The 26716-nt window shown below is 68.8% G+C and carries 20 protein-coding genes and 2 tRNA genes; 4 read left to right on the top strand and 18 right to left on the bottom strand.

The genetic code is table 11. The features are described 5' to 3' along the window. Positions 1-47 precede the first annotated feature (47 nt). Positions 48-3581 (bottom strand): Rne/Rng family ribonuclease, encoded by a 3534-nt coding sequence (locus QWJ39_RS09850; RefSeq protein WP_290257621.1) that lies wholly within the window; start codon positions 3579-3581, stop codon positions 48-50. A 561-nt stretch (positions 3582-4142) separates the two neighbouring features. On the opposite strand from QWJ39_RS09850, the gene QWJ39_RS09845 reads away from it, so the two are divergent. Further along, positions 4143-4814 (top strand): vitamin K epoxide reductase family protein, encoded by a 672-nt coding sequence (locus QWJ39_RS09845; RefSeq protein WP_290257620.1) that lies wholly within the window; start codon positions 4143-4145, stop codon positions 4812-4814. 89 nt (positions 4815-4903) lie between these two features. Here the strand turns inward: QWJ39_RS09845 and ndk are convergent, their stop codons facing one another. From ndk to ileS, 4 genes are read right to left on the bottom strand one after another with little or no spacing between them, the layout of a single operon-like run. Further along, positions 4904-5317 carry a nucleoside-diphosphate kinase gene (gene ndk, locus QWJ39_RS09840; protein ID WP_290257619.1) on the bottom strand — a complete coding sequence of 138 codons (414 nt, stop codon included), beginning with the start codon at positions 5315-5317 and terminating at the stop codon, positions 4904-4906. A gap of 37 nt (positions 5318-5354) precedes the next feature. Beyond that, complete coding sequence (locus QWJ39_RS09835) at positions 5355-5798, bottom strand: DUF4233 domain-containing protein (RefSeq protein WP_290257618.1); 444 nt, start codon at positions 5796-5798, stop codon at positions 5355-5357. A 3-nt stretch (positions 5799-5801) separates the two neighbouring features. Next, positions 5802-7160 (bottom strand): folylpolyglutamate synthase/dihydrofolate synthase family protein, encoded by a 1359-nt coding sequence (locus tag QWJ39_RS09830; RefSeq protein WP_290257617.1) that lies wholly within the window; start codon positions 7158-7160, stop codon positions 5802-5804. A 3-nt stretch (positions 7161-7163) separates the two neighbouring features. Beyond that, positions 7164-10523 carry an isoleucine--tRNA ligase gene (ileS, locus tag QWJ39_RS09825; RefSeq protein WP_290257616.1) on the bottom strand — a complete coding sequence of 1120 codons (3360 nt, stop codon included), beginning with the start codon at positions 10521-10523 and terminating at the stop codon, positions 7164-7166. 399 nt (positions 10524-10922) lie between these two features. On the opposite strand from ileS, the gene QWJ39_RS09820 reads away from it, so the two are divergent. Then, positions 10923-11996: an endonuclease/exonuclease/phosphatase family protein gene (locus QWJ39_RS09820; RefSeq protein WP_290257615.1), complete on the top strand. Its 1074-nt coding sequence runs from the start codon at positions 10923-10925 to the stop codon at positions 11994-11996. A 65-nt stretch (positions 11997-12061) separates the two neighbouring features. Here the strand turns inward: QWJ39_RS09820 and QWJ39_RS09815 are convergent, their stop codons facing one another. Together QWJ39_RS09815 and QWJ39_RS09810 are read right to left on the bottom strand one after the other, a co-directional pair. Next, positions 12062-12832: an SDR family oxidoreductase gene (locus QWJ39_RS09815; protein WP_290257614.1), complete on the bottom strand. Its 771-nt coding sequence runs from the start codon at positions 12830-12832 to the stop codon at positions 12062-12064. A gap of 30 nt (positions 12833-12862) precedes the next feature. Beyond that, the gene (locus QWJ39_RS09810; protein ID WP_290257613.1) at positions 12863-13231 is read right to left on the bottom strand and encodes a DUF488 family protein; all 369 of its coding nucleotides are present in this window, start codon (positions 13229-13231) and stop codon (positions 12863-12865) included. 83 nt (positions 13232-13314) lie between these two features. Here QWJ39_RS09810 and valS point away from each other — a divergent pair, with 83 nt between their 5' ends. Next, the gene (gene valS, locus QWJ39_RS09805; RefSeq protein WP_290257612.1) at positions 13315-15945 is read left to right on the top strand and encodes a valine--tRNA ligase; all 2631 of its coding nucleotides are present in this window, start codon (positions 13315-13317) and stop codon (positions 15943-15945) included. Positions 15946-16019: 74 nt separating this feature from the next. Here the strand turns inward: valS and QWJ39_RS09800 are convergent, their stop codons facing one another. The 8 genes from QWJ39_RS09800 to QWJ39_RS09765 form a co-directional block, all read right to left on the bottom strand. Then, positions 16020-16316, bottom strand: coding sequence for an antibiotic biosynthesis monooxygenase family protein (locus QWJ39_RS09800; protein ID WP_290257611.1), 297 nt, complete (start codon positions 16314-16316; stop codon positions 16020-16022). Between the two features lie 57 nt (positions 16317-16373). Further along, positions 16374-18236, bottom strand: coding sequence for a glycoside hydrolase family 15 protein (locus QWJ39_RS09795; protein WP_290257610.1), 1863 nt, complete (start codon positions 18234-18236; stop codon positions 16374-16376). 380 nt (positions 18237-18616) lie between these two features. After that, entirely contained in the window at positions 18617-19237 is a 621-nt protein-coding gene (locus QWJ39_RS09790) for a DsbA family protein (RefSeq protein ID WP_290257609.1), read from the bottom strand. A 94-nt stretch (positions 19238-19331) separates the two neighbouring features. Further along, complete coding sequence (gene clpX / locus QWJ39_RS09785) at positions 19332-20612, bottom strand: ATP-dependent Clp protease ATP-binding subunit ClpX (protein ID WP_290257608.1); 1281 nt, start codon at positions 20610-20612, stop codon at positions 19332-19334. A 208-nt stretch (positions 20613-20820) separates the two neighbouring features. Continuing rightward, complete coding sequence (locus QWJ39_RS09780) at positions 20821-21480, bottom strand: ATP-dependent Clp protease proteolytic subunit (RefSeq protein ID WP_056738346.1); 660 nt, start codon at positions 21478-21480, stop codon at positions 20821-20823. A 38-nt stretch (positions 21481-21518) separates the two neighbouring features. After that, entirely contained in the window at positions 21519-22124 is a 606-nt protein-coding gene (locus QWJ39_RS09775) for an ATP-dependent Clp protease proteolytic subunit (RefSeq protein WP_290257881.1), read from the bottom strand. Between the two features lie 245 nt (positions 22125-22369). Further along, a complete protein-coding gene (gene tig, locus QWJ39_RS09770; protein ID WP_290257607.1) occupies positions 22370-23761 on the bottom strand; it encodes a trigger factor in 1392 nt (463 codons plus the stop codon). 68 nt (positions 23762-23829) lie between these two features. After that, positions 23830-23904, bottom strand: a tRNA-Pro gene (locus tag QWJ39_RS09765). A gap of 131 nt (positions 23905-24035) precedes the next feature. On the opposite strand from QWJ39_RS09765, the gene QWJ39_RS09760 reads away from it, so the two are divergent. Then, positions 24036-24106 (top strand) — tRNA-Gly (locus QWJ39_RS09760). Between the two features lie 72 nt (positions 24107-24178). Here the strand turns inward: QWJ39_RS09760 and QWJ39_RS09755 are convergent. The 3 genes from QWJ39_RS09755 to QWJ39_RS09745 are packed head-to-tail and all read right to left on the bottom strand — an operon-like array spanning position 24179 to position 26668. Then, the gene (locus QWJ39_RS09755; protein ID WP_290257606.1) at positions 24179-25108 is read right to left on the bottom strand and encodes a DNA glycosylase; all 930 of its coding nucleotides are present in this window, start codon (positions 25106-25108) and stop codon (positions 24179-24181) included. Then, a complete protein-coding gene (locus QWJ39_RS09750; protein ID WP_290257605.1) occupies positions 25108-25614 on the bottom strand; it encodes a ribose-5-phosphate isomerase in 507 nt (168 codons plus the stop codon). Before QWJ39_RS09750 ends, QWJ39_RS09755 begins: the two co-directional genes overlap by 1 nt. 52 nt (positions 25615-25666) lie before the next feature. Next, positions 25667-26668, bottom strand: coding sequence for a hypothetical protein (locus QWJ39_RS09745; protein ID WP_290257604.1), 1002 nt, complete (start codon positions 26666-26668; stop codon positions 25667-25669). Positions 26669-26716: the final 48 nt, after the last annotated feature.

Genomic DNA, 26716 nt, shown 5'->3' with positions numbered 1-26716 from the left:
CCGCGAGTGGTACTGAGCGGTACCGGGTGGTGCGGCGGCGGAGCGGTTTAGAGCTCCGAGGCCGGTACGCCGACGCCGAGGATGATCGGGCCGCCGTTGTCCTTGACGACCGGCTTGACCGTTTCCGGTGCCTTGGCCTCGTGGACGGAGCCTTGGCCGGACGGGGCGGAGGCCTGCCGGCGCTGCTCGACGGCGGTCTCGTTGGCTGCCCCCTGGGCACGGCTGGCACTACGGTGCCGCCGCGGACGGCCCTGGCCGGTGGCCGGTTCCGCTGCCGCCGGAGTGCGGGTGGCGACGGGGGCCGCCGCCGGCGCGGCCGTCTTGGGAGCCTCCTGCCGGCGGGTGTCCTGCTTCGGAGCCTCCTGCTGCCGGGTGTCCTGCTGCGGGGCGGCTTCCCGCCGGGTTTCCGGCTCGACAGCGCGGTTGCGGGCATTCGGCGGCTGGATCCGGGCCGTGCGGGCACGTCCCCGGCCCCGGGTAGCCCGGGACTGGTCAGCGGACCGACCGCCGGCCGGAGCCTCGGCGGGTTCTTCAGCCTCCGGGGCAGGGGCATCCACGGACTGTGCCTCCACAGCCGGCGCTTCCACGGACGGGGCGGCCTCGTGGGCCGCGGTCTCCGTGCTCCCGGACTGGCGGTTCCGCGAGTCCGAGTCGCCCAGGTTGGCGAACGCCTCAGTCAGCAGGTCCAGGGTCAGGGCCGGCTGCGGCGCCTGCTCGGCGTGCTCGACGAAGGGCAGGGCCACCTGCTCGCCCCCGAAGGTCAGCACGGCGGCGGGACGGCCGGCTGCTTCCTCGGTGGAGGCCAGCTCGACGGCGGCGTCCAGGGCCGCCTGCCGTGTCTCGGCGTCGGGCGCTGCGGTGGCGTCGCCGTCGTGCAGGTGGGCCGCGTGGGCGGCCGCCGCGATATTCGCCAGCGCTGCACGGGTGGCCTCGGCCTTGGCGTGCCGCTCGGCCTCGGTGGGCTCGTGGTGCCCGGCCGCCGGCACCTGCTGCTGCTGGCCCTCGGTGCCCTGGCCGCCCTTGCCGCGGCGGCGCTTGCGCTCGTTGCGGACGGCGGGCTGCTGCTCGGTGCGCGGAACATGGTGTTCCGCGGCGACGGTGTTGGCGCGGCGGTGCTCGACCGGTTCGTCGTGCGTGACGACGCCCCGGCCGGCGCAGGCCTCGCACTGCTCGCCGAAGACTTCCAGCAGGCCGGTGCCCATCCGCTTGCGGGTCATCTGCACGAGGCCGAGCGAGGTAACCTCGGCCACCTGGTGCTTGGTCCGGTCCCGGCCCAGGCACTCCACCATGCGGCGCAGAACGAGGTCGCGGTTGGATTCGAGCACCATGTCGATGAAGTCGATGACGATAATGCCGCCGATGTCGCGCAGGCGCAGCTGGCGGACGACTTCCTCGGCCGCTTCGAGGTTGTTCTTGGTGACGGTTTCCTCGAGGTTGCCGCCGGAGCCGGTGAACTTGCCGGTGTTGACGTCCACCACTGTCATGGCCTCGGTGCGGTCGATCACGAGGGAGCCGCCGGACGGCAGGAAGACCTTGCGTTCCAGAGCCTTGTGGATCTGCTCGTCGATGCGCCAGGCGGAGAAGATGTCCGTGTCCTTGGTCCACTTCTCGAGCCTGCCCACCAGGTCCGGCGCGACGTAGGTGACGTAGGCCTCGATGGTGTCCCAGGCCTCCTCACCGGAGACGATCAGCTTGGAGAAGTCCTCGTTGAACACGTCGCGGACCACCTTGATGGTCAGGTCCGGTTCGCCGTAGAGGAGCTCCGGGGCGAGGATCTTGGTGGACGTGGCCTGGCTTTCGATGCCCTCCCACTGGGCGCGGAGCCGGTTGATGTCATGCGTCAGCTCCTCTTCCGAGGCTCCCTCGGCCGCGGTGCGGACGATCACGCCGGCGTCTTCCGGCAAGCGGTCCTTGAGGATGCGCTTGAGCCGGTTGCGTTCGACGTCGGGCAGCTTGCGGGAGATACCCGTCATGGAACCGCCGGGCACGTACACGAGGTACCGGCCAGGCAGCGAGATCTGGCTGGTGAGGCGGGCGCCCTTGTGGCCCACCGGGTCCTTGGTTACCTGGACCAGGACGGAGTCGCCGGACTTGAGCGCGTTCTCGATCCGGCGCTGCTTGCCCTCGAGGTTGACCGCGTCCCAGTTGACCTCGCCGGCGTACAGCACGGCGTTGCGGCCGCGTCCGATGTCGACGAAGGCCGCCTCCATGGAGGGCAGCACGTTCTGGACGCGGCCCAGGTAGACGTTGCCGATCAGGGAGTCCTGCTGGGTCTTGGACACGAAGTGCTCGGCCAGGACGCCGTCTTCGAGGACACCGATCTGGATTCTGTCGTCGCGCTGGCGAACGATCATCTGCCGGTCCACGGATTCGCGGCGCGCCAGGAACTCCGCTTCGGTGATGACGGTGCGGCGGCGGCCGGTGTCGCGGGACTCGCGGCGGCGCTGCTTCTTCGCCTCCAGCCGGGTGGAGCCCTTGACCGAGGTGACGCGGTTGCTGACCGGTGCTTCGCTGACGGTGCGCGGCGCGCGGACCCGGGTGACGGTGTTGGGCGGGTCGTCGTCGCTGCCGCCGGTCAGTTCGAGGTCCTGGTCACCGCGACGGCGGCGACGGCGGCGGCGGGACGTCACGCCGTCCTCCAGTGCGGCCTCGCGGCCCTCCTCGGCGTCCTCGTCGCCGGGCTCGGCGTCGGTGTCGGCCTCGGAGACCCGGCTGCGGCCACGGCGGCCGCGGCTGCGGCGACGGCGACGGTTGCCCTGCTCGTCGTCTTCCTCGTCTTCGTCGGTGTCAGCGTCCTCGGCAGCTGCCGCGGCGGGGGCGGGACGAACGACGGCGGTGAGGTCCGGGGCCTGGAAGAGCATGGAGGTGACGGCGCCGGGGGCGGAAGGGGCGAGGAACAACGACGGCGTTTCGGTTTCCTTAGCCTCCTCGGCGGGGGCCTCCGCTGCCGGGGCCTCCGCTGCCGGGGCCTCCTCGGCGGGGGTATCGGTGGCGGCAGCGGCAGCGTCCGGGGCGGCAACGGCAGCATCAGCCGTCGGCGCGTCGTCGGTGATACCGGCTTCCGGGGCGGTTTCCGCGGGCACCTCGGCGGGGGCAGCCTTGGCGCGGCTGGCCCGGCGGCGGACCGGCTTGCGCGGGACATCGGCCTCAGCCTCGGCATCGGCGGGCACGTCGGCGGGGGCCACGGCCTCGGAAACGGTCAGGAGGGCGGGGGCTTCGTCCGCGGCGTCAGCCTCGGGTGCGGCGTCGGGTGCTGCGGCTGCCTTCGGGGCGGCCTGACGGCGGGTGCGGGTCCGGCGCGCCGGGGCCTTCTCCGCTACGGGTTCCCCGGCGGCCGCGGCAACGGTCGGGACGCTATTGTCGGCATCGGCAGCGGCCGCTTCGGCGCCTGCGGCTGGAGCCGCCGCGTCGGAGGTTTCATCGGCCGGTGCGGCCGCTTCCGCCTTGGGGGCCGCTTTCTTGCGAGTGCGCGGGGCCCGTTTGGGCTTTTCCGGCACCTCGGTGGCGGTTACGCCGTCGGTCATGGGGGCGTCGGAAACTGCTGCTTCGTCGTTGCCCGTTTCCAGCTGTTCATTATCCATATGTGGCCACGCTCCTGCCCCTGATGCGCCGCCACATCCGGCGCCCCGGGGGCAAATATTTGTCAACACCCGCAGGCATTGACAGAAGTCAATTGAATACCCTCAGGTTCGCACCGGCCTTGGGGTGCGGCAGCCCTGGAGGGCCGGCGGCTTCGTTGCGAACCCGTTGATCGATGCATCACAACCAGGTGCCGTCCAATGGCATTGCGGGAAAACCGGATCATCAGACCCGGGAAGATCCCTGCTCCTCATTGGCGGTCTTGAATTCGAAGTCGCCGGACTGAAGCGCGAATGTGGTTCACGTCCCAGCCAGCTTCATTGTCTCACAGCACTCGGAAATGCCGGCTTAGGCCACACATCCCGGACGCACATGACACCGAATCACCGGTACGCGAGGGGGCGGCCGGGACCGGGACCCGGGATTCGTCCAGCCTCCGGCGATAGAATCGGCCTGAGCACGCCGTTCCGCAGCCACCGTTGCGCGCACGACGGACCAGAACACAGAGAACCTGACCATGAGAAGACCCAGCACCGAGAACCGACGCAAAGGACGAACGATCCATGCCCAGCATCTCCCACGCCCCTGACGACGTGGCCACCCCGGCAAGGGACAACGGACCGGCCGAAGCGGACCGGCAGGTTCCTGCGATGACCCGGCCGCGGCCGTTCGGCTGGCTGCTGGTGATTACCGGCGTCGTCGGCTGGCTCGCCTCCGGCGCCTTGGTGCTGGAGAAGCTCGCCGTCCTCAAGGACCCCAGCCACGTCACCGTCTGCGACGTCAACCCCTGGATCTCCTGCGGCCAGGTGATGCAGACCTGGCAGAGCTCACTCTTCGGTTTCCCGAACATGTTCATCGGGATCGTCGCCTTTGCCGTGATCATCACCACCGGCATGGGCCTGCTGTCCGGCGCCCGCTTCGCCCGCTGGTACTGGATCGGGCTGCAGACCGGCGTGACCCTGGGCTTCGCCTTCGTGGTGTGGCTGTGGTCGCAGGCGCTGTACTCGATCCACATCCTCTGCCCGTTCTGCATGATCGTCTGGGCGGCCATGATTCCGCTCTTTGTCTGGGTAACCGTCCGCAACATCACCCACGGCGTCATTCCGCTGCCCACCGGCGCCACCCGCATCCTGGGCGAGTCCGGTTGGATCCTGACCGCCCTGCTCTACATCGCCGTCGTTGCCACGATCTTCTTCGCCTTCATCCAGGTCTTCGTCGGTACGTCCGGCTACTAAGAAGCCGCAGCAGCGCGAAAAAGCCGGGGCCGGTGTTCGATAACGAACACCGGCCCCGGCTTTTTAGCACGCCCTCGGGGGCGGCGAGCCTAGAACCAGATCTTGATCTCGCGCTCGGCGGACTCCACCGAGTCGGAGCCGTGGACCAGGTTCTGCTGGACCTTGACGCCCCAGTCGCGGCCGAAGTCGCCACGGATGGTGCCCGGAGCCGCCGTCGTCGGGTCGGTGGTGCCGGCCAGCGAACGGAAGCCCTCGATCACGCGGTGGCCCTCGAAGATCGCCGCGACCACGGGGCCGCTGAGCATGAATTCGACCAGCGGCTCGTAGAAGGGCTTGCCGACGTGCTCTTCGTAGTGCTGCTCGAGGAGTTCGCGGGTGGCGTTGACCTTCTTCAGTTCGGCCAGGGTGTAGCCCTTGGCTTCGATCCGGGCGATGATGCTGCCGGTCAGGTTGCGGGCGACGCCGTCGGGCTTGACCAGGACTAGGGTGCGCTCGATGCTCACAGCTGCTCCAATGTGTTGGGGTGGGTTTGGGACAAGTCTAGTTGCTCGGGGTCTCCGGGTTGGCGGCCTCCCAGGCAGCCTGCTCCCGGTCCCGCTGGGCCGCCTCGCGGTCGATCCGGATGCCGGTGCGGATGCCGTACCACCAGGTGAGGGCGAACAGGGCGCCCACCACGAACATGGTCGGTTCCACGAAACCGGTGAGGATCAGCACCAGCTGCAGTACCCAGCCCAGAGCCACGCCCCACGGTTTGGTCAGCACCGCGCAGGTCAGTGCCAGCACCAGGGCCAGCCCGACGCCGAGCCCAAAGACCAGCGCCGGGGGAAATTCCCCGCGCCGCAGGCCGAACACGGCCAGGGTCCCGAAGAGCGCCACGAAGGCCTCCAGCAGGAGGACGGTGGAGGCGAACATGACCTTGGTGGAACGCCGTTTCTTCGGCATGCCCGGGCGCCACTCGCGCTGGGCCTTGGTGAGTTTCGCCATCGGTTACGCCTCGGACTTTCCGAGCAGGATCCGGGCTTCGGCCACGAGCGTGATGGAACCGGTGACCAGGATGCCGCCGGCCAGGTCGTCGTTGGATTCGGCCCGCTCCACCGCCCATTCGAGGGCGTCGTCGAGCTTCTCCGCGGTGTGCACGACATCCTCGCCGAAGCCCAGGTCCAGGGCCAGCTCGCCGAGTTCCTCGGCCGGGATGGCCCGCGGCGAGTTGGACTGGGTGAAGCAGAACTCGGCCGGCACGTCCTCGAGGGAGTCCTTGAGCTGGCGGAGGATTTCCTCGGCGTCCTTTTCCTGCAGGATGCCCAGGACCACCACCAGCTTGCTGAAGCTGAAGGCCTCCTGGAGCGCCTCGGCGGAGACCCGGATGCCCTCCGGGTTGTGGGCGGCATCCACCACGATGGTGGGGGCGGTGCGCAGCACCTCCAGCCGGCCCGGGGAGGTGACGGCGGCGAAGGCCTCCTGGAGCACCTCGGGGTTCAGCGGCTTGTCCGCGCCGAAGAACGCCTCGAGGGCGGCGACGGCGACGGCGGCGTTCTCGGCCTGGTGGGCGCCGTGCAGCGGCACCAGGAGGCCCTCGTACCGGTCCGCGAGGCCCTGGATGGTCACCATCTGTCCGCCGACGGCCACGGTGCGGGACTCGACGCCGAACTCGACGCCCTCGAAGCGGAACGGCACGCCCACCTCTTTGGCCTTCTCCAGCAGCACCTGGGCGGCGTCCACCGGCTGGGCGGCGCTGACCAGGAAGCCGCCGGGCTTGATGATGCCGGCCTTCTCGTGGGCGATGTCCTCGGTGGTGTCGCCCAGGAGGTCCGTGTGGTCCAGGGAGATCGGAGTGATGACTGAGACCAGGCCGTCGCCGACGTTGGTGGCGTCGGTGATGCCGCCCAGGCCCACCTCGATCACGGCCACGTTCACCGGCTGGTCCGCGAAGACCGCGAAGCCCAGGATGGTTAGGCATTCGAAGTAGGTCAACCGGGGCTGGTCCTCCGCGGTGAGTTCGTTGTCCACGATCTCCAGGTAGGGCCGGATCTCGTCCCAGATCCGGACGAAGGTCTCATCGGAGACCGGTTCGCCGTCGATGCTGATCCGCTCGGTGACCTTGGACAGGTGCGGGCTGGTGTACCGGCCGGTGCTCAGGCCGTGGGCACGCAGCCCGGCCTCGATCATCCGGGCCGTGGAGGTCTTACCGTTGGTGCCGGTGACGTGGATGATCGGGAAGGCCTTGTTCGGCTCCCCCAGGATGTCCATCGCCCGGCGCAGCGGCGCCAGCCGGGGTTCCATCTTGTTCTCCGGCGCCCGGCCCAGGAGTTCGGCGTAGACGCTCTCGACCGAAAATTCGTCGCTCATGGATTATGCCCCTGCTTCAACGGTGACTTTTTCGACGCTGACCTGCGGTTCCTTGACGTCGGCGGGGACGGTGTTCAGGTCCACGCTGAGCGTCTCGGTCTTGACCAGGCCGGCATGGGCCTGCAGCGCCTCGACGACGGCTGCGGGCGCGGTGACGGTGGTGCGGATCCGGTCGCTGACGTTCAGCCCGGCGTCCTTGCGGGCCTGCTGGATGGCGCGGACCAGGTCGCGGGCGGTGCCCTCGGCCGCCAGTTCCGGCGTGACCTCGGTGTTGAGGACCACGAAGCCGCCGCCGGGCAGGACTGCCGCCGCCCGGGATCCCTCCCCTGCCGCGGCCTCGGCCACGACGGTTTCCAGGGTGTATTCCTGCGGCTCGAGTTCGAGGCCGCCGGCGGTGACCACGCCGGCATCGTTCACGGACCAGTCACCGGACTTGGAGCCCTTGATGGCCTTCTGGACGTTCTTGCCCAGCCGCGGACCGGCGGCGCGGGCGTTGACCACCAGCTTCTGCTCGATGCCGAACTCCTCCGGGGAGGCGGCGTCGGCGTCGAGCACGCGGACGGTGCGCAGGTTCAGCTCGTCGGCGACGACGGCGGCGAAGGCCGCCAGGGTGTCCGCGCCCGGGGCGACCACGGTGAGTTCCTGCAGAGGCAGGCGCACCCGCAGGTTCGCGGCCTTGCGCAGCGAGGAGCCGGTGGAGCAGATCTGCTGCACCCGGTCCATCGCCTCCACGAGGCCGGCGTTGGCGGGGAACAGGTCCGCGTCCGGCCAGTCGGCCAGGTGCACGGAGCGCCCGCCGGTGAGGCCGCGCCAGATCTCCTCGGAGATCAGGGGCAACAGCGGGGCGGCGACGCGGCAGACGGTCTCCAGCGCGGTGTAGAGCGCGTCGAAGGCGTCGGTGTTCTCGTCGAAGAACCGCGTGCGGCTGCGCCGGACGTACCAGTTGGTGAGCATGTCCAGGTAGCCGCGGAGCTCGTCGCAGGCGCCGGAGATGTCGTAGCTGTCCAGCTGTTCGGTGACGGTGCGGACCAGGTCGCCGGTGTTGGCCATCAGGTACTGGTCCAGGGTGTCGGCGTAACCGTCGTAGCGCAGCTTCGCGTCGTAGCCCTCGCCCCCGTTAGCGGCGTTCGTGTAGAGGGTGAAGAAGCTGTACACGTTCCACAGCGGCAGGATGACCTGGCGGACCCCATCGCGGATGCCCTGTTCGGTGACCACCAGGTTGCCGCCGCGCAGGATGGGGCTGGACATCAGGAACCAGCGCATTGCGTCGGAGCCGTCGCGGTCCAGGACCTCGGAGACGTCCGGGTAGTTGCGCAGGCTCTTGGACATCTTCTGCCCGTCGGAGCCGAGGACGATACCGTGGCTGATGACGTTGCGGAACGCCGGGCGGTCGAACAGTGCCGTGGAGAGGATGTGCAGCATGTAGAACCAGCCGCGGGTCTGGCCGATGTACTCGACGATGAAGTCCGCCGGGTTGTGTGTGTCGAACCATTCCTCGTTCTGGAACGGGTAGTGAACCTGGCCGTATGGCATGGAGCCGGAGTCGAACCAGACGTCCAGGACGTCCTCGACGCGGCGCATGACGGACTGGCCCTCTTCCGGCGTGCGCGGGTCATCCGGGTTCGGGCGGGTGAGCTCGTCGATGAACGGCCGGTGCAGGTCCACCTGGCCGTCGTTGTTCAGCGGCAGCCGGCCGAAATCGGCCTCGATCTCGGCGAGGGAGCCGTAGACGTCGGTGCGCGGGTAGTCCGGGTCGCTGGACTGCCAGACCGGGATGGGGCTGCCCCAGTAACGGTTGCGGCTGATCGACCAGTCGCGGGCGTTGGCCAGCCACTTGCCGAACTGGCCGTCCTTGACGTTGCCCGGGATCCAGTTGATTTCCTGGTTCAGTTCGGACATGCGGTCCTTGAACTTGGTGACCTCGACGTACCAGGAGGAGACGGCACGGTAGATCAGCGGGTTCCGGCAGCGCCAGCAATGCGGGTAGGAGTGCTCGTAGCTGGCCTGGCGGACCAGGCGGCCCTCGGCGCGGAGCACCTGGGTGATGGGCTTGTTGGCCTCGAAGACCTGCAGTCCGGCGATCGCGGCGAGGGGTCCGTGGCCGAAGAGGGGCAGGAACTTCGCGCCCTCGTCGACGGAGAGGACCACGGGGATGCCGGCCTCTTCACAGACCTTCTGGTCGTCTTCACCGTAGGCCGGGGCCTGGTGGACGATGCCGGTGCCGTCGGTGGTGGTGACGTAGTCGGCCACGAGGAAACGCCAGCCGTCCTCGGTGCCGTACTTCTCGGCGTCGGCGAAGTAGTCCCAGAGAGGCTCGTACGTCAGGCCCTCGAGTTCGGTGCCGAGGTGCCGGGAGACGACGGCGGCCTCGGCCGCGGCGGCACCCTCGGCGCCATCGCCGTAGCCCAGGTCCTTGGCGTAGGCGCCCAGGAGGTCGGCGGCGAGCAGGAAGGATCCGGTAACGGGGGCCTCGTCGGAGGCGGCCTTGATCCCGTGCGGTCCGGCGGGCAGCACCACGTAAGTGATGGCGGGTCCGACGGCGAGCGCCAGGTTGGTGGGGAGGGTCCACGGCGTGGTGGTCCAGGCGAGCGCCTGGACCCCGGCGAGCTGCTTCGAGAGCTCGGACTCCCCCGCCGTGATCGGGAAGGTCACCGTGACTGTCTGGTCCTGGCGGTTCTTGTAGACGTCGTCGTCCATCCGCAGCTCGTGGTTGGAGAGCGGCGTCTCGTCCTTCCAGCAGTACGGCAGGACCCGGTAGCCGTTGTAGGTCAGGCCCTTCTCGTGCAGCTGCTTGAAGGCCCAGAGGACGGACTCCATGTACTCGACGTTGAGCGTCTTGTAGTCGTTCTCGAAGTCCACCCAGCGGGCCTGGCGGGTGACGTAGCTCTTCCACTCGTCGGCGTACTTCATCACCGAGGCACGGCAGGCATCGTTGAACTTGTCGATGCCCATGGCCTCGATCTGGGTCTTGTCCGTCATGCCCAGCTGCTTCATCGCCTCGAGCTCGGCGGGCAGGCCGTGGGTGTCCCAGCCGAAGCGGCGCTCGACGCGGCGGCCGCGCTGGGTCTGGTAGCGGCCCACCAGGTCCTTGGCGTATCCGGTCAGCAGGTGGCCGTAGTGCGGGAGGCCGTTAGCGAAGGGAGGGCCGTCGTAGAAGACGAATTCGTTGGAGCCGTCTTTGCCTGCGTCCCGCTGGTCGATGCTCGCCTGGAAGGTTCCGTCCCGGTCCCAGTACTTGAGGATGCGCTCCTCGATCTCCGGGAACTTCACGGAGGCGGACACGCCTGCGGCGGTGGAAGCCGTGCCGGAGGCGGAGGTGCTGGCGTCGGAGGGTGCGGCTGAGGCCTTGGGGTAATGGGTCATCTCGACATCCTGGGTTGAGCTGTGAACAACGGGATTCATTCAGGATGCGAGGACGGCTCCTGTGCTGTCGGAACAACACCGGCACCGCGGTACCACCTCACTTACCGGTTCCGGGCCCGGACCACCCGTGTGGGCGGAACGCGCACCGCTGCCGGCCGCTCGTTGACTGCTGTGACGGGCTTACCCGTCCGGTTCTACTGGCACCGCGGGGACCGTGGGGTCCGCGCCGGAGTGTTCTTCCGGAAGCTCACCGGTGATGGCCGGGTCGACGCTGTTAGTTCGATGGTACCGGAAAGGGGCCGGTGCCCGCCGCACACCATGGGCCGCCGGCCCGGGATACAAACGGATCCGTCCTGCCGAACCCTCGCCCCGGGCCCCGGGCCTGCCTACACTCGGGGAATGGGCCTCCCTCACGGCGTTGCCGACCGGTTGTCCGGGACTGCCCGGGCCGCGGTGGTGCCGCGCCGGCGCTGGCTGGCGGCAGCGGGACTGCTGGGGGTGCCGGTGGCGGGGCTGTCCGTGTGCCGCGCCGTGGACCTGCCGTGGCCGGAAACGGTGGTGCAGCTGCTGTCCTTCACGCCCTGGCTGGTGGTTCCGGCAGGCTTCTCGTTTCTCTGTGCGGTGGCGGCACGCCGCCCGGTGGCGGCCGGCGCGGCCGCGGCGCTCCTGGCCCTGCAGGCGGCGTGGCTGTTTTCGCCCGACTACGCGCGTCCGTTGCCGCCGGCGGGGGGCAGGGGCGCGGAGCTGGTGACAATGAGCATCAACGCGAAGCTTGGCCGGGCCGACGCCGGGGAGATCGTCCGGATGGTCCGGGACCATGACGTCGGGCTGCTGGCGCTCCAGGAGTACACCCCGGCCCTGGAGCAGCGGCTGGAGGCCGCGGGCATCAACGGGGAGCTTCCCTACCGGATCAGTGCCCCCGGCCGGGACGCCTCCGGCGGGGCGCTCTACTCCCGCTTCCCGCTGCAATCCACCGGAACCCTTGCCGGGACCCGGTTTCCGATGGTCTCGGCGAGGCTGGAGCTTCCTGTCCCGGAGGGCGGCGCCGCCGTGCTGGAGGTGACGAACGTGCATACCCGGGCGCCGGTGGGCGGCGGACTGGGCCAGTGGCGCCGGGAACTGGCGGCCCTCGGCAGGCTGCCGGAGCAAGCGGCAGCCGCCGTTGCCGGACGGAAACAAGCCGGGCAGCAGCCACCGCTGCTCCTGCTGGGCGATTTCAACGCCGGGTACGACCACGCCGAGTTCCGGCGCCTGGTCGCCGCCGGAGCCGCTCATCCCTTGGTGGACGTGGCCACCGCGCAGGGTGCGCGGCTGGTCCCCACCTGGCCGATGGACCTGCCGCTGCCGGGCGCCGCGCTGGACCATCTGCTGACCGGTCCATCGGTCGGCAGCAGGGACTACGCGGTGCACCGGGTGGCCGGGACGGATCACGCGGCCGTAGTGGCCACGCTCACCATCCCGGCGCCGGGCTAAGCCGCCGGGCTAGGTTACTCGGCTAAGCCGCCGGGCAGGTGGCTGCTCCGGTCCGGAACATCCGGTCAGCCCTTGCGGATGACCTTGAAGTTGGACGCCTGCGCGACCGGACGGACGATGATCTGGTCCAGGTTCACGTGGTGCGGGGCGGTCACCGCGTAGCGGACCACGTCGGCGACGTCGTCGGCCGTCAGCGGCTTCTCGACCCCGGCGTAGACCTTGTCCGCGGCGCCCTTGTCTCCGAGGCGGTTGAGCGAGAACTCCTCCGTCTGCACCATGCCCGGGGCCACCTCGATCACGGGGAGGTTGTGTTCGGCTTCCTCCAAGCGGAGCGCCCCGGTGAGGGCGTGCTGGCCGAACTTGGCCGCGTTGTACCCGCCGCCGCCCTCGTAGGCGGAGAGCCCGGCGGTGGAGGTGAGGTTCAGGACGGTGCCTTCGCCGCAGGCGCGGAGCATCGGCAGGAAGGCGCGGGTCAGCTTGAGGGTGCCGAGGACGTTGACCTCGTACATCCACTGCCAGTCCTCGGTCTTGCCGTCGGCAATCTTGTCCGCCCCGCGGGCTCCGCCGGCAACGTTGATGAGGGTGTCGATGCCGCCTTCGCGGGTGACCTCCTCGACCAGGCGGGCGACGGCGTCGTCGTCGGTCACGTCCGCGGCCAGCGCGACGGCGCCGGTTTCCGCCGCGAGGGCGTCCAGGCGGTCGGCGCGGCGGGCGACGGCGAACACGGTCCACCCTTCCCGGCGGAGCGCACGGACCGTGGCCTGCCCGATTCCGGTGCTGGCGCCGGTGACGACGGCCGCTTTGGCTGCTGCTGTGTTGGTGGTTCCCTCAGTCATGGCACCACCCTAATCGGAATCGGGGGGCGGTTAGCGGCCACCGCGCTGGAGGAACTCCAACAGCACCCGGGCGTGGTTGGTTTCCACGTCCCTTGCCCCGAACAGCAGGGTCACCCGGGCGTGGTCGGTCCCGATCCGGCGCAGGGTCTCCACCGCCGGGTTCTCCGCAAGCTCCGCCTCGTAGGCGGAGCGGAAATCCTCAAAGCGTTCCTGCATGTGCGCGAACTCGGTGCGCAGCGGCCCCGACGGGGCCACCTCCTTGAGCCACAGGTCAAGCCGCGCCCGCTCCTTGCTGACGCCACGCGGCCAGAGCCTGTCCACCAGGACCCGGAAGCCGTCGCCGTCCCCGGGCGGGTCATAGATGCGCTTGATCGCGAAATGCGCCGAATTTTCCTTCATAGTCCCGCACGTTATTGCAGCGGGATCCCGAAATCGCGAAACGCGGTGAAAACTAAAGTGAAAAGAACTGCAAGAATTGACCCATGGCTGAAGACACGCAGGGTACAGACACGCCCACCACCGCCCCCACCAACGTTCCGGACAAGCCCGCCCTCGAGGGCCTGGAGGCATCGCTCACCCGGCGCTGGCTTGACGAAGGAACCTACAAGTTCAACCCGGACACCACCCGGGAGCAGGTCTACTCGATCGACACTCCCCCGCCCACCGCGTCGGGTTCGCTGCACGTCGGACACATGTTCTCCTACACGCAGACCGACGTCCTGGCCCGCTACCAGCGGATGACCGGCAAGAACGTCTTCTACCCGATGGGCTGGGACGACAACGGCCTGCCCACCGAGCGCCGCGTGCAGAACTACTACGGTGTGCGCTGCGATCCGGCCATCCCCTACGATGCCAACTACCGGCCCCCGGCCGAGCCGGCCAAGAACCAGCGCGACTTCGACGTCGTCTCGCGCCGGAACTTCATCGAACTCTGCGAGGAACTCGCCGTCGAGGACGAGAAGGTCTTCGAGAACCTCTTCCAGACCCTGGGTCTCTCCGTTGACTGGGACCTGACCTACCGGACCATCGACGACAAGTCCCGCGCCATCTCCCAGCGCGCGTTCCTGGCCAACCTGGCCGCCGGCGACGCGTACATGGCCGAGGCCCCCACCCTGTGGGACGTCACCTTCCGCACCGCGGTGGCCCAGGCCGAACTGGAGGACCGCGAGGTCGCCGGCGCCTACTACCGCTACCCGTTCTTCACCGAATCCGGCGAGAAGATCTACATCGAGACCACCCGCCCCGAGTTGCTGGCCGCCTGCGCCGCGCTGGTGGCGAACCCCGACGACGAGCGCTACCAGCCGCTCTTCGGCACCAAGGTCACCTCCCCAATCTTCGGCGTCGAGGTGGAGGTCAAGGCCCACCCGCTGGCCAAGGCGGACAAGGGCTCGGGCATCGCGATGGTCTGCACCTTCGGTGACCTCACCGACGTCACCTGGTGGCGTGAGCTGCAGCTGCCCACCCGCGCGATCGTGGGCCGCGACGGCCGCATCGTCGGCGAGACCCCGGACTGGATCACCACTGCGGAGGGCCGCGAGGCCTTCGCCGCGATCGCCGGCAAGACCGTCTTCAGCGCCAAGGAGGGCGTGGTGGAGTTGCTGGCCGCCGCGGACCTGCTGGACGGCGAACCGAAGAAGATTATGCACCCGGTCAACTTCTTCGAAAAGGGCGACAAGCCCCTCGAGGTCGTTACCTCCCGCCAGTGGTACATCCGCAACGGCGGCCGCGACGAGGACCGCCGCGAACGCCTGATCGGCCGCGGCAAGGAGATCGACTTCCACCCCGCGTTCATGCGCTCCCGGTACGAGAACTGGATCACCGGCCTGAACGGCGACTGGCTGGTCTCCCGCCAGCGCTTCTTCGGCGTGCCGGTGCCGGTCTGGTACCCGCTGGACGCCGACGGCAACCCGGACTACGACGCTCCGATCCTGCCGGCCGACGGCCAGCTCCCGGTGGACCCCGCCGCGGACGCAGCCCCCGGCTACGAGGAAGCCCAGCGCGACGTCCCGGGCGGCTTCGCCGGCGACGCCGACGTCCTGGACACTTGGGCCACGTCGTCGCTGACCCCGCAGATCGTGGGCGGGTGGAGCACCGACGAGGCGCTCTTTTCGAAGGTCTTCCCGTTCGACGTGCGCCCGCAGGGCCACGACATCATCCGGACGTGGCTGTTCTCCTCCGCGGTCCGTGCCGACTCCCTGCAGGGCGTGGCGCCGTGGAAGCACGCTGCCATTTCCGGCTGGATCCTGGACCCGGACCGGAAGAAGATGTCCAAGTCCAAGGGCAACGTGATTGTTCCGACCGATGTGCTCAACGAGTACGGCTCGGACGCGGTCCGCTACTGGGCGGCCTCGGCCAAGCTCGGCGCGGACACCGCCTACGAGATCGCGCAGATGAAGATCGGCCGCCGCCTTGCGATCAAGCTGCTCAACGCCTCCAAGTTTGTCCTGAACCTCGGCGCCACCGAGGACTCGGTGCTCGCCGGGGATCTGTCCGTCCTGACGAATCCGTTGGACCGCGGCGTGCTGGCCCAGCTGGCCGACGTGGTGGCCCAGGCGACGAAGGCCTTCGAGGCCTACGACTACGCCCGTGCCCTGCAGATCACCGAGAGCTTCTTCTGGCACTTCACCGACGACTACGTGGAACTGATCAAGGATCGCGCCTACGGTGCCGCCGGGGCGGAGCAGCGGGCCTCCGTGCTGGCTGCCCTCGCCACCAGCCTGGACACCCTGTTGCGGCTCTTCGCCCCGTTCCTGCCCTTCGCCACGGAGGAGGTCTGGAGCTGGTGGCGCAAGGACTCCGTGCACCGGGCCCAGTGGCCCGCCGCCGTGGAGGTCGACGGCGACACCACGCTGCTGTCCACCGTTGGCGCGGCTCTGGGCGGCATCCGAAAGGCCAAGTCCGAGGCGAAGGTCAAGCAGCGCACCGAGGTGCTCTCCGCGGCCATCACCGGCTCGGAGTCCCTGGTCCAGCAGCTCCGTGCCGGACTGGGCGACCTGAAGGCCGCCGCGAACGCCCGTGAGCTGACGCTGGTGGCCGGCGACGGCGAGCTGGCGGTCAGCGACGTCGTCCTGGCTCCGGCGGACGTCCCCGTGGAAGCGCCGACCCAGGCCTAGCAACGCTGCCCCTCACGACAAGGGCCCCCGCCCGGCTGATGCCGGACGGGGGCCCCTGCGGTTGCGGGAGGCGCTCAGGCCTCGAACGAGGTCTCGAAGTGCGTCAGCGTCGGCGGGGCGGCCAGCAGGGCGCCGAGGCCGCTGGCGCCCTCCTCGGTGGCGCGCCAGGCACGGTAGGCGGCGTCCTGTTCCATGGACGCCCAGCGTTCGACGACGAGGACGTGCGTGGGATTCTCCCGCTCGACCAGGACATCGACGCCCAGGCAGCCGTCGAAGGCGCGGGTGTCGGCCAGCGTCTCGCGCAGGACGTCGGGGGCGGTGCCGAGGACTTCGGTCTTCAGGGTCAGGTCCAGATGTGCGGTGATAGCCAATGTCGCTCCAATGGTCGCGGGACATCCCGGTGGATGCTGTCATAGGGGCCAACCTCATCAGCGCGGCGCTTGTTCCCCGCCGTCGTCTCCCCCGGCATTCTCCTCCCGGCTCCGCCGCTCGGCCTCGCCGATGGCCCAGGCCGCATTTACCAGCCCGATGTGGCTGAAGGCCTGCGGAAAGTTGCCCAGCAGTTCCTGGCCGTCCGGGGCTACCTCCTCAGCCATCAGCCCCAGGTCGGTGGCGAAGCCAGCGGCGCGCTCGAAGACCTCCCGGGCGCGCTCGGTCCGGCCGGCGAGGGCCAGTGCGTGGGCCAGCCAAAAGGTGCAGAGCAGGAATGCGCCCTCCCCGCCGGGCAGGCCGTCGTCGGCGAGGTAGCGGTAGACCAGCCCGCGGGAATCGGTGAGGCGTTGCTCCACGGCCTCCACGGTCGCAAGGAACCGCGGGTCCGTCCCCTCCAGGAACCCCACGATGCCCAGCATCAGTGCGGAGGCGTCCAGTTCGGCGGCGCCGTAGGACTGCGTGTACGCACCGGCCGCCTCATTCCAGCCGTGGGTGCAGATCGATTCCCTGATCTCCTCCCGGGCCGCCGTCCAGCCGGGCAACCGGTCCGTGGCCCGCAGCAGGGCGGCCAGGCCGATGGCGCGGTCCACGGCCACCCAGCACATCAGCTTCGAGTACAGGAAGTGCCGTGGCTCGCCCCGGACTTCCCAGATGCCTTGGTCCGGGCCCCGCCACCGGGCCGCGGCGACGTCGGCGGCGTCGGCCAGGAACCGCAAGGTCTCCGGTGCCAGCTCCGCGACGGAATCCCGCATCGTGGCGGCCGCGTCCAGCAGCTCTCCGTAGACGTCCAGTTGCCGCTGGTCCCAGGCGCCGTTGCCCACCCGGACGGGTGCGCTGCCACGCCAGCCGGGCAGGTGGCTGAGCTCCCGTTCCGGAAGTTCCCGTTCGCCGCCGATGCCGTACATGATGTGGAGGTCTTCCCCGGCTGCCAGCTGCCGGGCGGCGGCCGTCGCCAGGAACTGGAAGAACGTACCGGCCTCGTCCGGGCAGGCGGCCACCCACAGCGCCTGGAGCGTCATGCTGGCGTCCCGCACCCAGGTGTAGCGGTAGTCCCAGTTCCGGGTGCCCCCGGCGACCTCCGGCAGCGAGGTGGTGGGCGCCGCCACGATCGCTCCCGACGGATAGTAGCTCAGCGCCTGCAGCACCCTCCCGCTGCCTGCCACCAGGTCCTGCCAGGGCCCGCTGTAGTTCTGGTGGATACCGGACCAGCTGGTCCAGCCTTCGAGGGTGTCCGCGAGCCTGCGGTGCATCTCCGCCTGGTCCCAGAACACGGGGTCCTCGCCGCCGCCATGCGGGCGGTGCAGGGCGAATGCCACCTTCTCGCCGGCCCGCAGCCGGAACGTGGCGGACGCCGTCCCGCCGTCGGGCTCCAACGCCACCGGGGAGGACAGCGTGAGCGCCTCGCCGCCCGCGGTGATCAGCAGGCCGCCGGGGACTCTCCGCAGGACAGGTTCGAGGAGGCCATAGCCGGGGCGCGGCGCGCACTCGACCTCCACGTGGACGCTCCCCCGCGTGCAGGCCAGACTCCGGAGCAGGGTGCCGGGCGAGCCGTCTCCAAGGTCGTGGCCGCGGCGGCCGCTGCCCAGGACCAGGGCGTCGGTGACGGTCAGGTTGCCGTCATCGGTCCGGTGCCGGGTCTCCAGGACCATCGAGGGTCCAAGGTACCGCCGGGAACTCCCCCGCACGCCCGCGGCACGCACCGACCAGTGACCGGCGGACTCACCGAGAATCCGGCCGAAGACGGAGGGGCTGTCAAAGCGCGGAAAGCACAGCCAGTCCACTGCGCCGGCGACACTGACCAGGGCGGCGGACCGGCAGTCGGACAGCAGCGCGTAATCGGCGATGGGCTGGTTGCTCATGTCCCGGTCTGTCCTCCGGTGAGGCGGGAGTCTTAGGGCTGTTTGGGGAATGCTGTTTTTGGGCAAAGGGGAAACCCCATCAGCTTTTTGCGGTTGGTGGGGCTTCGACTTTTTCGATCACCACGTGACGTCTTAGGCAATCTGGCGGGATCCTTGGAATTTCAGGTCTTCCTACCTCGTCACTGGTAGCCATCATCTGACTGTGCCGAAGGCTGCGTCGGATGAGTGTCACTGAATCTTTGGTTCCCGCGTCCCTCCCCTTGCGGAGTGGGTAATAACTATTGTTCTCCCGTCCCCGGGGATGCACAAGGGCGCCGCGGGAACTACAGCGTGGTAGTTCCGGCGGCGCCCTGTGGTCCCGCTGTGGCGGGGTCCGGTGCCTAGTCGAAGACGGGGCTTTCGGTGCGGCTGCGCTTGAGCTCGAAGAAGTACGGGTAGGAGGCCAGGCCCACGGAGGCGTCCCAGAGCTTGCCGGCGTCCTCGCCGCGGGGAATGCGGGTCAGGACCGGGCCGAAGAACGCGGTGCCGTTGATGGCCACCACCGGGGTGCCGACGTCCTGGCCCACCAGGGAGATGCCGGACTCGTGGCTGGCGCGGAGTTCGGCGTCGAACTCGTCGCTGTCGCCGGCCGCGGCGAGCTCCGCCGGGAGGCCTACCTCGGACAGGGACTTCGCGATGACCTCGGCGATGTCCTTGTTGCCCTCGTTGTGGATCTTGGTGCCCATGGCGTCGTAGAGCGGCTTGATGTACTGCTCGCCGTGCTTCTGCGCCGCGGCCACGATCACCCGGACCGGGGCCCATGCCTTGGTCAGGAATTCCTTGTACTCGGCGGGCAGTTCCTCCCGGCCCTCGTTCAGGACGGCGAGGCTCATGACGTGCCACTCGGTCTGGATGCTCCGGACGGTTTCCACCTCGGAAATCCAGCGGGAGGTGACCCAGGCGAAGGGGCACATCGGGTCGAACCAGAAGTCGGCCTTGTTCGTGGCGGTGTTCTCAGGCACGTGAATTCTCCTTGTTGGGAAGCTGACAGGCGTCTCAGGGCACAGCGGAGAGCGGCGCGGATTTATTCCGGACTCCTGCCGTTTCGGGACGGAATCAGGCGGACTTACGGCGCTTCACGTCGTGCGGAATCATCGTGGGTTCGGCCTTCTTAGCCACGACGTCCTCGGTGATCACCACGGTGGCGACGTCGTCGCGGCTGGGCAGGTCGAACATCACCGGCAGGAGGACTTCCTCCATGATGGCACGCAGGCCGCGGGCGCCGGTGCCGCGTTCCAGGGCCTGGTCCGCAATCATGTCCAGCGCCTCGTCCTCGAAGACCAGTTCCACGCCGTCGAGCTGGAACATCTTCTGGTACTGCTTGACCAAGGCGTTCTTGGGCGTGGACAGGATCTGGATCAGGGCCGGGCGGTCCAGGTTGGAGACCGTGGTGATGACCGGGAGGCGGCCGATGAATTCGGGGATCAGGCCGAACTTCAGGAGGTCCTCCGGCATGACCTCACCGTAGGAGTCGGCGTTGTCCTTGACCTCGTTCAGCGGGGCGCCGAAGCCGATGCCCTTCCGGCCGGACCGGGACCCGATGATCTCCTCGAGGCCGGCGAAGGCGCCGGCGACGATGAAGAGCACGTTGGTGGTGTCGATCTGGATGAATTCCTGGTGCGGGTGCTTGCGGCCGCCCTGCGGGGGGACGGACGCCACCGTGCCCTCGAGGATCTTCAGCAACGCCTGCTGGACGCCCTCGCCGGAGACGTCCCGGGTGATGGAGGGGTTCTCGCTCTTGCGCGAGATCTTGTCGATCTCGTCGATGTAGATGATGCCCTGTTCGGCCTTCTTGACGTCGTAGTCCGCGGCCTGGATTAGCTTGAGCAGGATGTTCTCGACGTCTTCACCGACGTAGCCAGCCTCGGTCAGAGCCGTGGCGTCGGCGACGGCGAACGGGACGTTCAGGCGCCGGGCCAGGGTCTGGGCCAGGTAGGTCTTGCCGCAGCCGGTGGGGCCGATCAGCAGGATGTTGGACTTGGCGATCTCCACGTCGTCGTGGTGGCCGCCTTCGGCCAGCGCTCCGCTCTTGGGCGCGTGGCCGGCCTGGATGCGCTTGTAGTGGTTGTAGACCGCGACGGCGAGGGAACGCTTGGCGGGTTCCTGGCCGATGACGTATTCCTGCAGGAAGTCGAAGATTTCCCGGGGCTTGGGCAGTTCAAAGCTGCCCAGGTCGGCGACTTCGGCGAGTTCTTCTTCGATGATCTCGTTGCAGAGTTCGATGCACTCGTCGCAGATGTAGACGCCGGGCCCGGCAATGAGCTTGCGGACCTGCTTCTGGCTCTTTCCGCAGAACGAGCACTTCAGCAGATCGGTGCTCTCGCCAATCCGAGCCATATGTGAACCCCTTTGTATCTTGCTGCCGGCCGGGTCATGCCTCCGTGCAGCGTGGCACCCATTTTGAAACACCGCCAGCCCCGAACGGGACGGCCGTGACATAGTCCACTCTAGGTCACTTTGGACCTGTTGGGTGGAAAGAAGACGCCGGTTCACCCCGTTTCCACGGGCCGAACCGGCGTCGTCTACTGCTGTGAAGCTGCCAAGGCTACTTGGTCAGCGCCTGCGGCTTGATCTTGCGCGAGTCGAGGACCTGGTCGATCAGGCCGTAGCTCATGGCCTCGGCGGCCGTGAGGATCTTGTCGCGCTCGATGTCGTTGTTGACCTGCTCGGAGGTCCGGCCCGAGTGCTTGGCCAGGGTGTCCTCCAGCCAGGAGCGCATCCGCATGACCTCGGCGGCCTGGATCTCCAGGTCGGAAGCCTGCCCGCCCTGGCCGCCGGAGAGCGCCGGCTGGTGGATCAGGACGCGGGCGTTCGGCAGTGCCAGGCGCTTGCCCGGCGTACCGGCGGCCAGCAGCACGGCGGCGGCGCTGGCGGCCTGGCCGAGGCAGACCGTCTGGATCTCCGGGCGGATGTACTGCATGGTGTCGTAGATCGCCGTCATGGCGGTGAAGGAGCCGCCCGGGGAGTTGATGTAGAGGGTGATGTCGCGGTCCGGGTCCGTCGACTCGAGGACCAGCAGCTGGGCCATGATGTCGTCGGCCGAGGCATCGTCCACCTGGACGCCGAGGAAGATGATGCGGTCCTCGAACAGCTTGGTGTACGGGTCCTGGCGCTTGAAACCGTAGGGGGTGCGCTCCTCAAACTGCGGCAGCACGTAGCGGCTGCTGGGCAGGTTTCCGGCAGTCGATCCGAAGTTGTAGTTCATGTTCATTGCTCCTGGAGTCGGTTCTGTCTGCGTGCCGGTTACTTGCCGCTGTCGGCGTTGGTTCCGCCGCCGCCGGCCACGGACCCGGCGTGGGCCGCGATCTTGTCGAAGAAGCCGTATTCAAGGGCCTCGGTCGCCGTGAACCACTTGTCACGGTCGTTGTCCTTGAGGATGGTCTCCACGGTCTGGCCGGTCTGTTCGGCCGTCAGTTCGGCCATGACCTTCTTCATGTGCAGGATCAGCTCGGCCTGGATCTTGATGTCCGAGGCGGTGCCGCCGATGCCGCCGGAGGGCTGGTGCATCAGGATGCGGGCGTTCGGGGTGGCGTAGCGCTTGCCCTTGGTGCCGGAGCTGAGCAGGAACTGGCCCATCGAGGCGGCGAGGCCGGTGGCCACGGTGACGACGTCGTTCGGGATGAACTGCATGGTGTCGTAGATGGCCATGCCGGCAGTGACGGAGCCGCCGGGAGAGTTGATGTAGAGGTAGATGTCCTTTTCGGGGTTCTCCGCCGAGAGGAGGAGCAGCTGGGAGCAGATCGCGTTGGCGTTCTCGTCGCGGACCTCGGAGCCGAGCCAGATGATGCGCTCTTTCAGCAGGCGGTTGTAAATGTAGTTATCCTGGGCCGCGGGATCGACGGTAGCCATCCGGGGTGCCCCTGCTTGCTGTGACATGTGTACTTACCTCTCGCTGGCGACGGTGGTGCCGTGGGGTGGCTCCACTGAACTTTCCTACATGGACACTAACCGTTTTCCCTGCCGCATTGTGCCGGCGTGGCGGGCTGTTCGCTGACGGCGCACGATTGGGCCGCCGGGTTCGTCTGCGGCTTAAAAAGCCGCACCCCCGGATCGGTGATCCGGGGGTGCGGGCACTGCTCAGGGTGCCGGGCGGGCTAGAACTTCACTGCCGCCGGGTCGTCGTTCTTGGGAGCCTCGGCGGCTTCCTCGGAGGACGCTTCCTCGGCCGGAGCTTCCTCGAAGGAGGACTCTTCGCCGCCGGGGCGGACGAACTCGCTCAGGTCAACCTTGTTGCCCTCGGAGTCGGTGACCTCGGCCTGGCCCAGCACGACGGCCAGGGCCTTGCGGCGGCGGACCTCGGAGACCATCATCGGGACCTGGCCGCTCTGATCGATGATCTGGGCGAACTGGTTCGGGTCCATGCCGTACTGGCTGGCGGTGGTGACGATGTAGTCGATCAGCTCGTTCTGAGTGACGTTGACTTCTTCCTTTTCGGCGATGGCGTCAAGGATGATCTCGTTCTGGAAGGCGCGCTCGGTGTTGGCCTTGACCTCGGCGCGGTGCTCCTCGGTGTCGTGCTCGCCTTCACCGTGGTTGTTCTCGGCGCTGAAGTGCTGCTCGAGCTGCTCTTCGACGACGGACTCGGGAACCGGGACCTCGATCATTTCGACCAGCTTGTCCAGGACCTTGTCGCGGGCTTCGACGCCCTGCTCGACGGTCTTGGAGTCGGCGGCCTGCTTGGCGAGGTCCTCACGGAGCTCGGCCAGGGTGTCGAACTCGGAGGCCAGCTGGGCGAAATCGTCGTTGGCCTCGGGGAGCTCGCGCTCCTTGACGGCCTTCACGACAACCTTGACCTGGGCGGCTTCGCCGGCGTGGTCTCCGCCCACCAGGGTGGTGTCGAAGATGGCATCTTCGTCGGCGCTGAGGCCGGTGACCGCCTCGTCCAGGCCCTCGAGCATGGTGCCGGCGCCAACCTGGTAGGACAGGCCGGAGGCGGAATCAACCTCGGAGCCCTCGATGGACGCGGTGATGTCGATGGTCAGGAAGTCGCCGTCGGCAGCCGGGCGGTCAACGCTCTTCAGCGTGCCGAAACGGCCGCGAAGCTCGTCCAGGGCCTTGTCGACGTCGGCCTCGGAGGACTCGGCGGCGGCAACCTCGACCTTGATGCCGGCGTAGTCCGGCAGCTCGATCTCGGGACGGATATCAACCTCGGCGTGGAACTTCAGCTCGCCGTCGGTGGCGGACGGGTCCGGCACCTCGGTGATCTCGACCTCGGGACGGCTCAGCGGGCGGATGCCGGTCTCCTGGACGGCGGCCTGGTACCAGCCGTTGAGGCCTTCGTTGATGGCGGTTTCCAGGACGTAGCCGCGGCCAACGCGCTGGTCGATCAGCTTGGAAGGGACCTTGCCCTTGCGGAAGCCGGGTACCTGAATCTGGGAAGCAACGCTCTTGTACGCCTCGGCGATGCTGGGCTGCAGTTCCTCAAACGGGACCTCAACATTGAGCTTGACCCGCGTAGGGGTGAGGTTCTCGACGGCGCTCTTCACAGTCTAAGTACTCCTGGTTTTGGGGGATTGTGGGTCTGCAACGCCGATGACCGGCAGTTGCTGCAGAGTCGGGGTGACAGGATTTGAACCTGCGACTTCCTGCTCCCAAAGCAGGCGCTCTAGCCAAGCTGAGCTACACCCCGTAAGTGCACAGAACAGTCTAAGGTCATCGTGTGGCCATTTGCACATTTGACACTGCGGGGCTGCATTGGGTTTAGTTGTATCCGGCTTGAACAGCCGACCGGAAGTTTTGCTGAATTTCCAGCATAGTCCCGGGGACGTAGCTTAATGGTAAAGCCTCAGTCTTCCAAACTGATTACGCGGGTTCGATTCCCGTCGTCCCCTCTCCAAAAGCATCACGAAGGGCCCCTCCAGCGGAGGGGCCCTTCGTGCTTTCTGCGGGCCTCGCATTCGGTCTTATCTTTGCTGGCAAACCGTGCACCAGTACAGCTTGCGGGCCGCGTGTTCCACCAGCGAGACGGGGGTGCCGCAGACCCGGCAGTCCTGGCCCTGCCGCCGGTAGACGAAGTGCGCCTCCTCCGGGGCGGGAAGGGCCGCGCCCTCTCCTTCGAAGGCCTCTCCCCCGCCGCTCCAGTACCGGGGTCCGGTGGTGATGATCCGGCCGTCGCGCACGCCGTCGGCCATGATGGCGGCCGTGTCGTCCCAGAGCAGCCCGGCGTCCCCGGCCGGGAGGCCGGTTCCGGGCAGCCAGGGGTTCAGGCGCTGCCGGAACAGCAGCTCGGCGCGGTAGACGTTCCCGACGCCGGCAATCACCTTCTGGTCCATGAGCAGGGTGGCCAGCGGGGTCTTCCGCCGGCCCAGCGTGGCGACGAAGGCCTCCCTGTCCCCCGGCAGGTTCCGCAGCGGGTCCGGGCCCAGCCGGGCCATCACGGCCTCGGTTTCCCCCTCGGTGAGGGTCTCGCAGGTGGTCGCCCCGCGCAGGTCCGCCCAGCCGTGGCTGCCAGCGAGCCGGACGCGGACGGCGCCCACCGGGGCGGGCGGCCCGGCGTAGGCGGCGTCGTCATTCACCGCATCAGCGCCGGCGTCGCGGTCCTCCCGCTCCCCGACCCTGCGCGGCGCGCCAATGCTCGAGGCGCCCCGGAAGGTGCTGTCGCCGCCGAAGTTCCAGGCGCCATACAGGCCCAGGTGGACGTGCAGGGACAGCCCGTGCTCGAAGCGGAGGAACAGGTGCTTGCCGTGCGCCGTCGAGCCAGTGAGGACGTGCCCGTCCAGCAGGGCGGCGCCGACGGCGAAGCGTCCCTGCGGACTGGAGACGGCCAGCCGCTCGCCCGTGAAGACGTCCGCGAACTGGCGGGCGAGCCGGTGGATCGAGTGGCCCTCGGGCACTACTCGACGACCTCGCCCGTGGCCTCGTAGCGCGCGATCTTGCCGATGCGGCGGACGTGGCGCTCGTCGTGGCTGAACGGCTCAGTCAGGAACGCCTCGATGATTTCGGTGGCCTCGTCGACGCTGTGCTGCCGGCCGCCGACGGCGACGACGTTGGCGTCGTTGTGCTCGCGGGCCAGCTTCGCGGTGGGCAGGCTCCACGCGAGGGCCGCGCGGACGCCCTTGACCTTGTTGGCGGCGATCTGCTCGCCGTTGCCGGACCCGCCCAGGACAATCCCCAGGGCGTGGACGCCGGCGTCCTGGTCCGCCACGACGGCCAGGGCGGCGTTGATGCAGAAGGACGGGTAGTCATCGAGCGCGTCGTAGACCTTCGGTCCGTGGTCCACCACCTCGTAGCCCTTGGCGCTGAGGTGCTCCACCAGGTGGGCGCTGAGCTCCATGCCGGCGTGGTCGGTAGCGATGTGGACGCGCGGGAGGTCCTGGGCGGTGGTCACAGTCGGATCCATTCTGTGGTCGCCGGAGGGCATCCGGCGTGGTGATCGGGGTGGCTCCAGCCTACTAGGGACGGGGCGGCGCGCCGTCGCCGCGGGCCCGGGAAGCCACGCGGGTCAGGGCCTGCGCGACGTTGTCCGCCGAGGCGGGGCCGCCGGCGCTGACCGTCACGGTGCCGCCGTCCAGGCGCCGCACCACGACGGCGGGCCCGTTGGCCACCAGCATGCTGGAGTCCCGGCCGTGGCGGCGGAAGCCCCAGCCGCCACGCTCCGCCGCGCGCACCAGCTCCGGGGCGGCCGAGCCGATCTCGGCGGCGGGGATCGTCAGCACGGGCAGCAGTCCGGCGGCGAGGACCCTGAGCCCGGCCCGGTCCACCCTGACCCGGGCGAAGAGGAAGAGGGTCGCCACGAGCGCCGCGGCCGCCAGGACGGCCGCGAGCCAGGGCAGGGCCAGGCTGAGCAGCGCCGCCGGGAACAGCGTGGAGATTCCGAGCATCACGAAGATCGAGCTGCGGGCGTGGACCCAGAGGCGGACGTCGTCCCTGGCCAGGTCCGGGTCGCGGAGGTGTTCGAGCGCCGCGCGGGCGGCGCGTTCGTCGTCGACGGACCAGCGCTCGTCGGCCTTGAATACGAATCCCATCACCACGCCCAGGCCCAGGGCGGCGCCGCTGCCCATCGCGAGGATGGTGACGTCAACGTGCGAGGCGCGGGCGTCGGAGAGCCCGATCTGCCCGACCAGGACCGCGGCCAGTACGGCGGTGACGAACAGGCTGAGGCCCAGCCCGGCGCCCATCATGATCCGACGCATCACGGCCGGCCGGGTCAACGGGGCGGCCTGGAGCAGCACGGCCCAGCCCGTCAGGACGATCAGGGCGGCGCCCACGCCCACCACGGCGGCGAAGGGGGCGAAGTTTTCGGCGCCGTCCGCGGACCACCGGACGGCCAGCGGCTCGGGCAGCCGGGACCGGATCAGGAACGCGCACACCGTGAAGGCGGCGGCCAACACCAGGGGAAAGCCGATGGCGAAGCGCACGGCCCTGGTGTCGACGGAGTCCCGGAAGGTTCCCATGCCGTCAACGCTACCCCCGTCCGCGCCACCGGCGGCTGGGCTGTGACG

The organism is Arthrobacter sp. YD4 (assembly GCF_030410515.1).
Lineage (GTDB): Bacteria > Actinomycetota > Actinomycetes > Actinomycetales > Micrococcaceae > Arthrobacter.
This window is presented reverse-complemented; position numbering and strand designations above follow the sequence as displayed.

Excerpts from the sequence above, each read along its gene's own strand:
- QWJ39_RS09850 (WP_290257621.1), bottom strand. The coding sequence starts at position 3,581 with ATGGATAATGAACAGCTGGAAACGGGCAACGACGAAGCAGCAGTTTCC.
- QWJ39_RS09845 (WP_290257620.1), top strand. The coding sequence starts at position 4,143 with ATGCCCAGCATCTCCCACGCCCCTGACGACGTGGCCACCCCGGCAAGG.
- QWJ39_RS09835 (WP_290257618.1), bottom strand. The coding sequence starts at position 5,798 with ATGGCGAAACTCACCAAGGCCCAGCGCGAGTGGCGCCCGGGCATGCCG.
- QWJ39_RS09830 (WP_290257617.1), bottom strand. The coding sequence starts at position 7,160 with ATGAGCGACGAATTTTCGGTCGAGAGCGTCTACGCCGAACTCCTGGGC.
- ileS (WP_290257616.1), bottom strand. The coding sequence starts at position 10,523 with ATGACCCATTACCCCAAGGCCTCAGCCGCACCCTCCGACGCCAGCACC.
- QWJ39_RS09820 (WP_290257615.1), top strand. The coding sequence starts at position 10,923 with ATGGGCCTCCCTCACGGCGTTGCCGACCGGTTGTCCGGGACTGCCCGG.
- QWJ39_RS09815 (WP_290257614.1), bottom strand. The coding sequence starts at position 12,832 with ATGACTGAGGGAACCACCAACACAGCAGCAGCCAAAGCGGCCGTCGTC.
- QWJ39_RS09810 (WP_290257613.1), bottom strand. The coding sequence starts at position 13,231 with ATGAAGGAAAATTCGGCGCATTTCGCGATCAAGCGCATCTATGACCCG.
- valS (WP_290257612.1), top strand. The coding sequence starts at position 13,315 with ATGGCTGAAGACACGCAGGGTACAGACACGCCCACCACCGCCCCCACC.
- QWJ39_RS09795 (WP_290257610.1), bottom strand. The coding sequence starts at position 18,236 with ATGAGCAACCAGCCCATCGCCGATTACGCGCTGCTGTCCGACTGCCGG.
- clpX (WP_290257608.1), bottom strand. The coding sequence starts at position 20,612 with ATGGCTCGGATTGGCGAGAGCACCGATCTGCTGAAGTGCTCGTTCTGC.
- QWJ39_RS09780 (WP_056738346.1), bottom strand. The coding sequence starts at position 21,480 with ATGAACTACAACTTCGGATCGACTGCCGGAAACCTGCCCAGCAGCCGC.
- QWJ39_RS09775 (WP_290257881.1), bottom strand. The coding sequence starts at position 22,124 with ATGGCTACCGTCGATCCCGCGGCCCAGGATAACTACATTTACAACCGC.
- QWJ39_RS09750 (WP_290257605.1), bottom strand. The coding sequence starts at position 25,614 with ATGGATCCGACTGTGACCACCGCCCAGGACCTCCCGCGCGTCCACATC.
- QWJ39_RS09745 (WP_290257604.1), bottom strand. The coding sequence starts at position 26,668 with ATGGGAACCTTCCGGGACTCCGTCGACACCAGGGCCGTGCGCTTCGCC.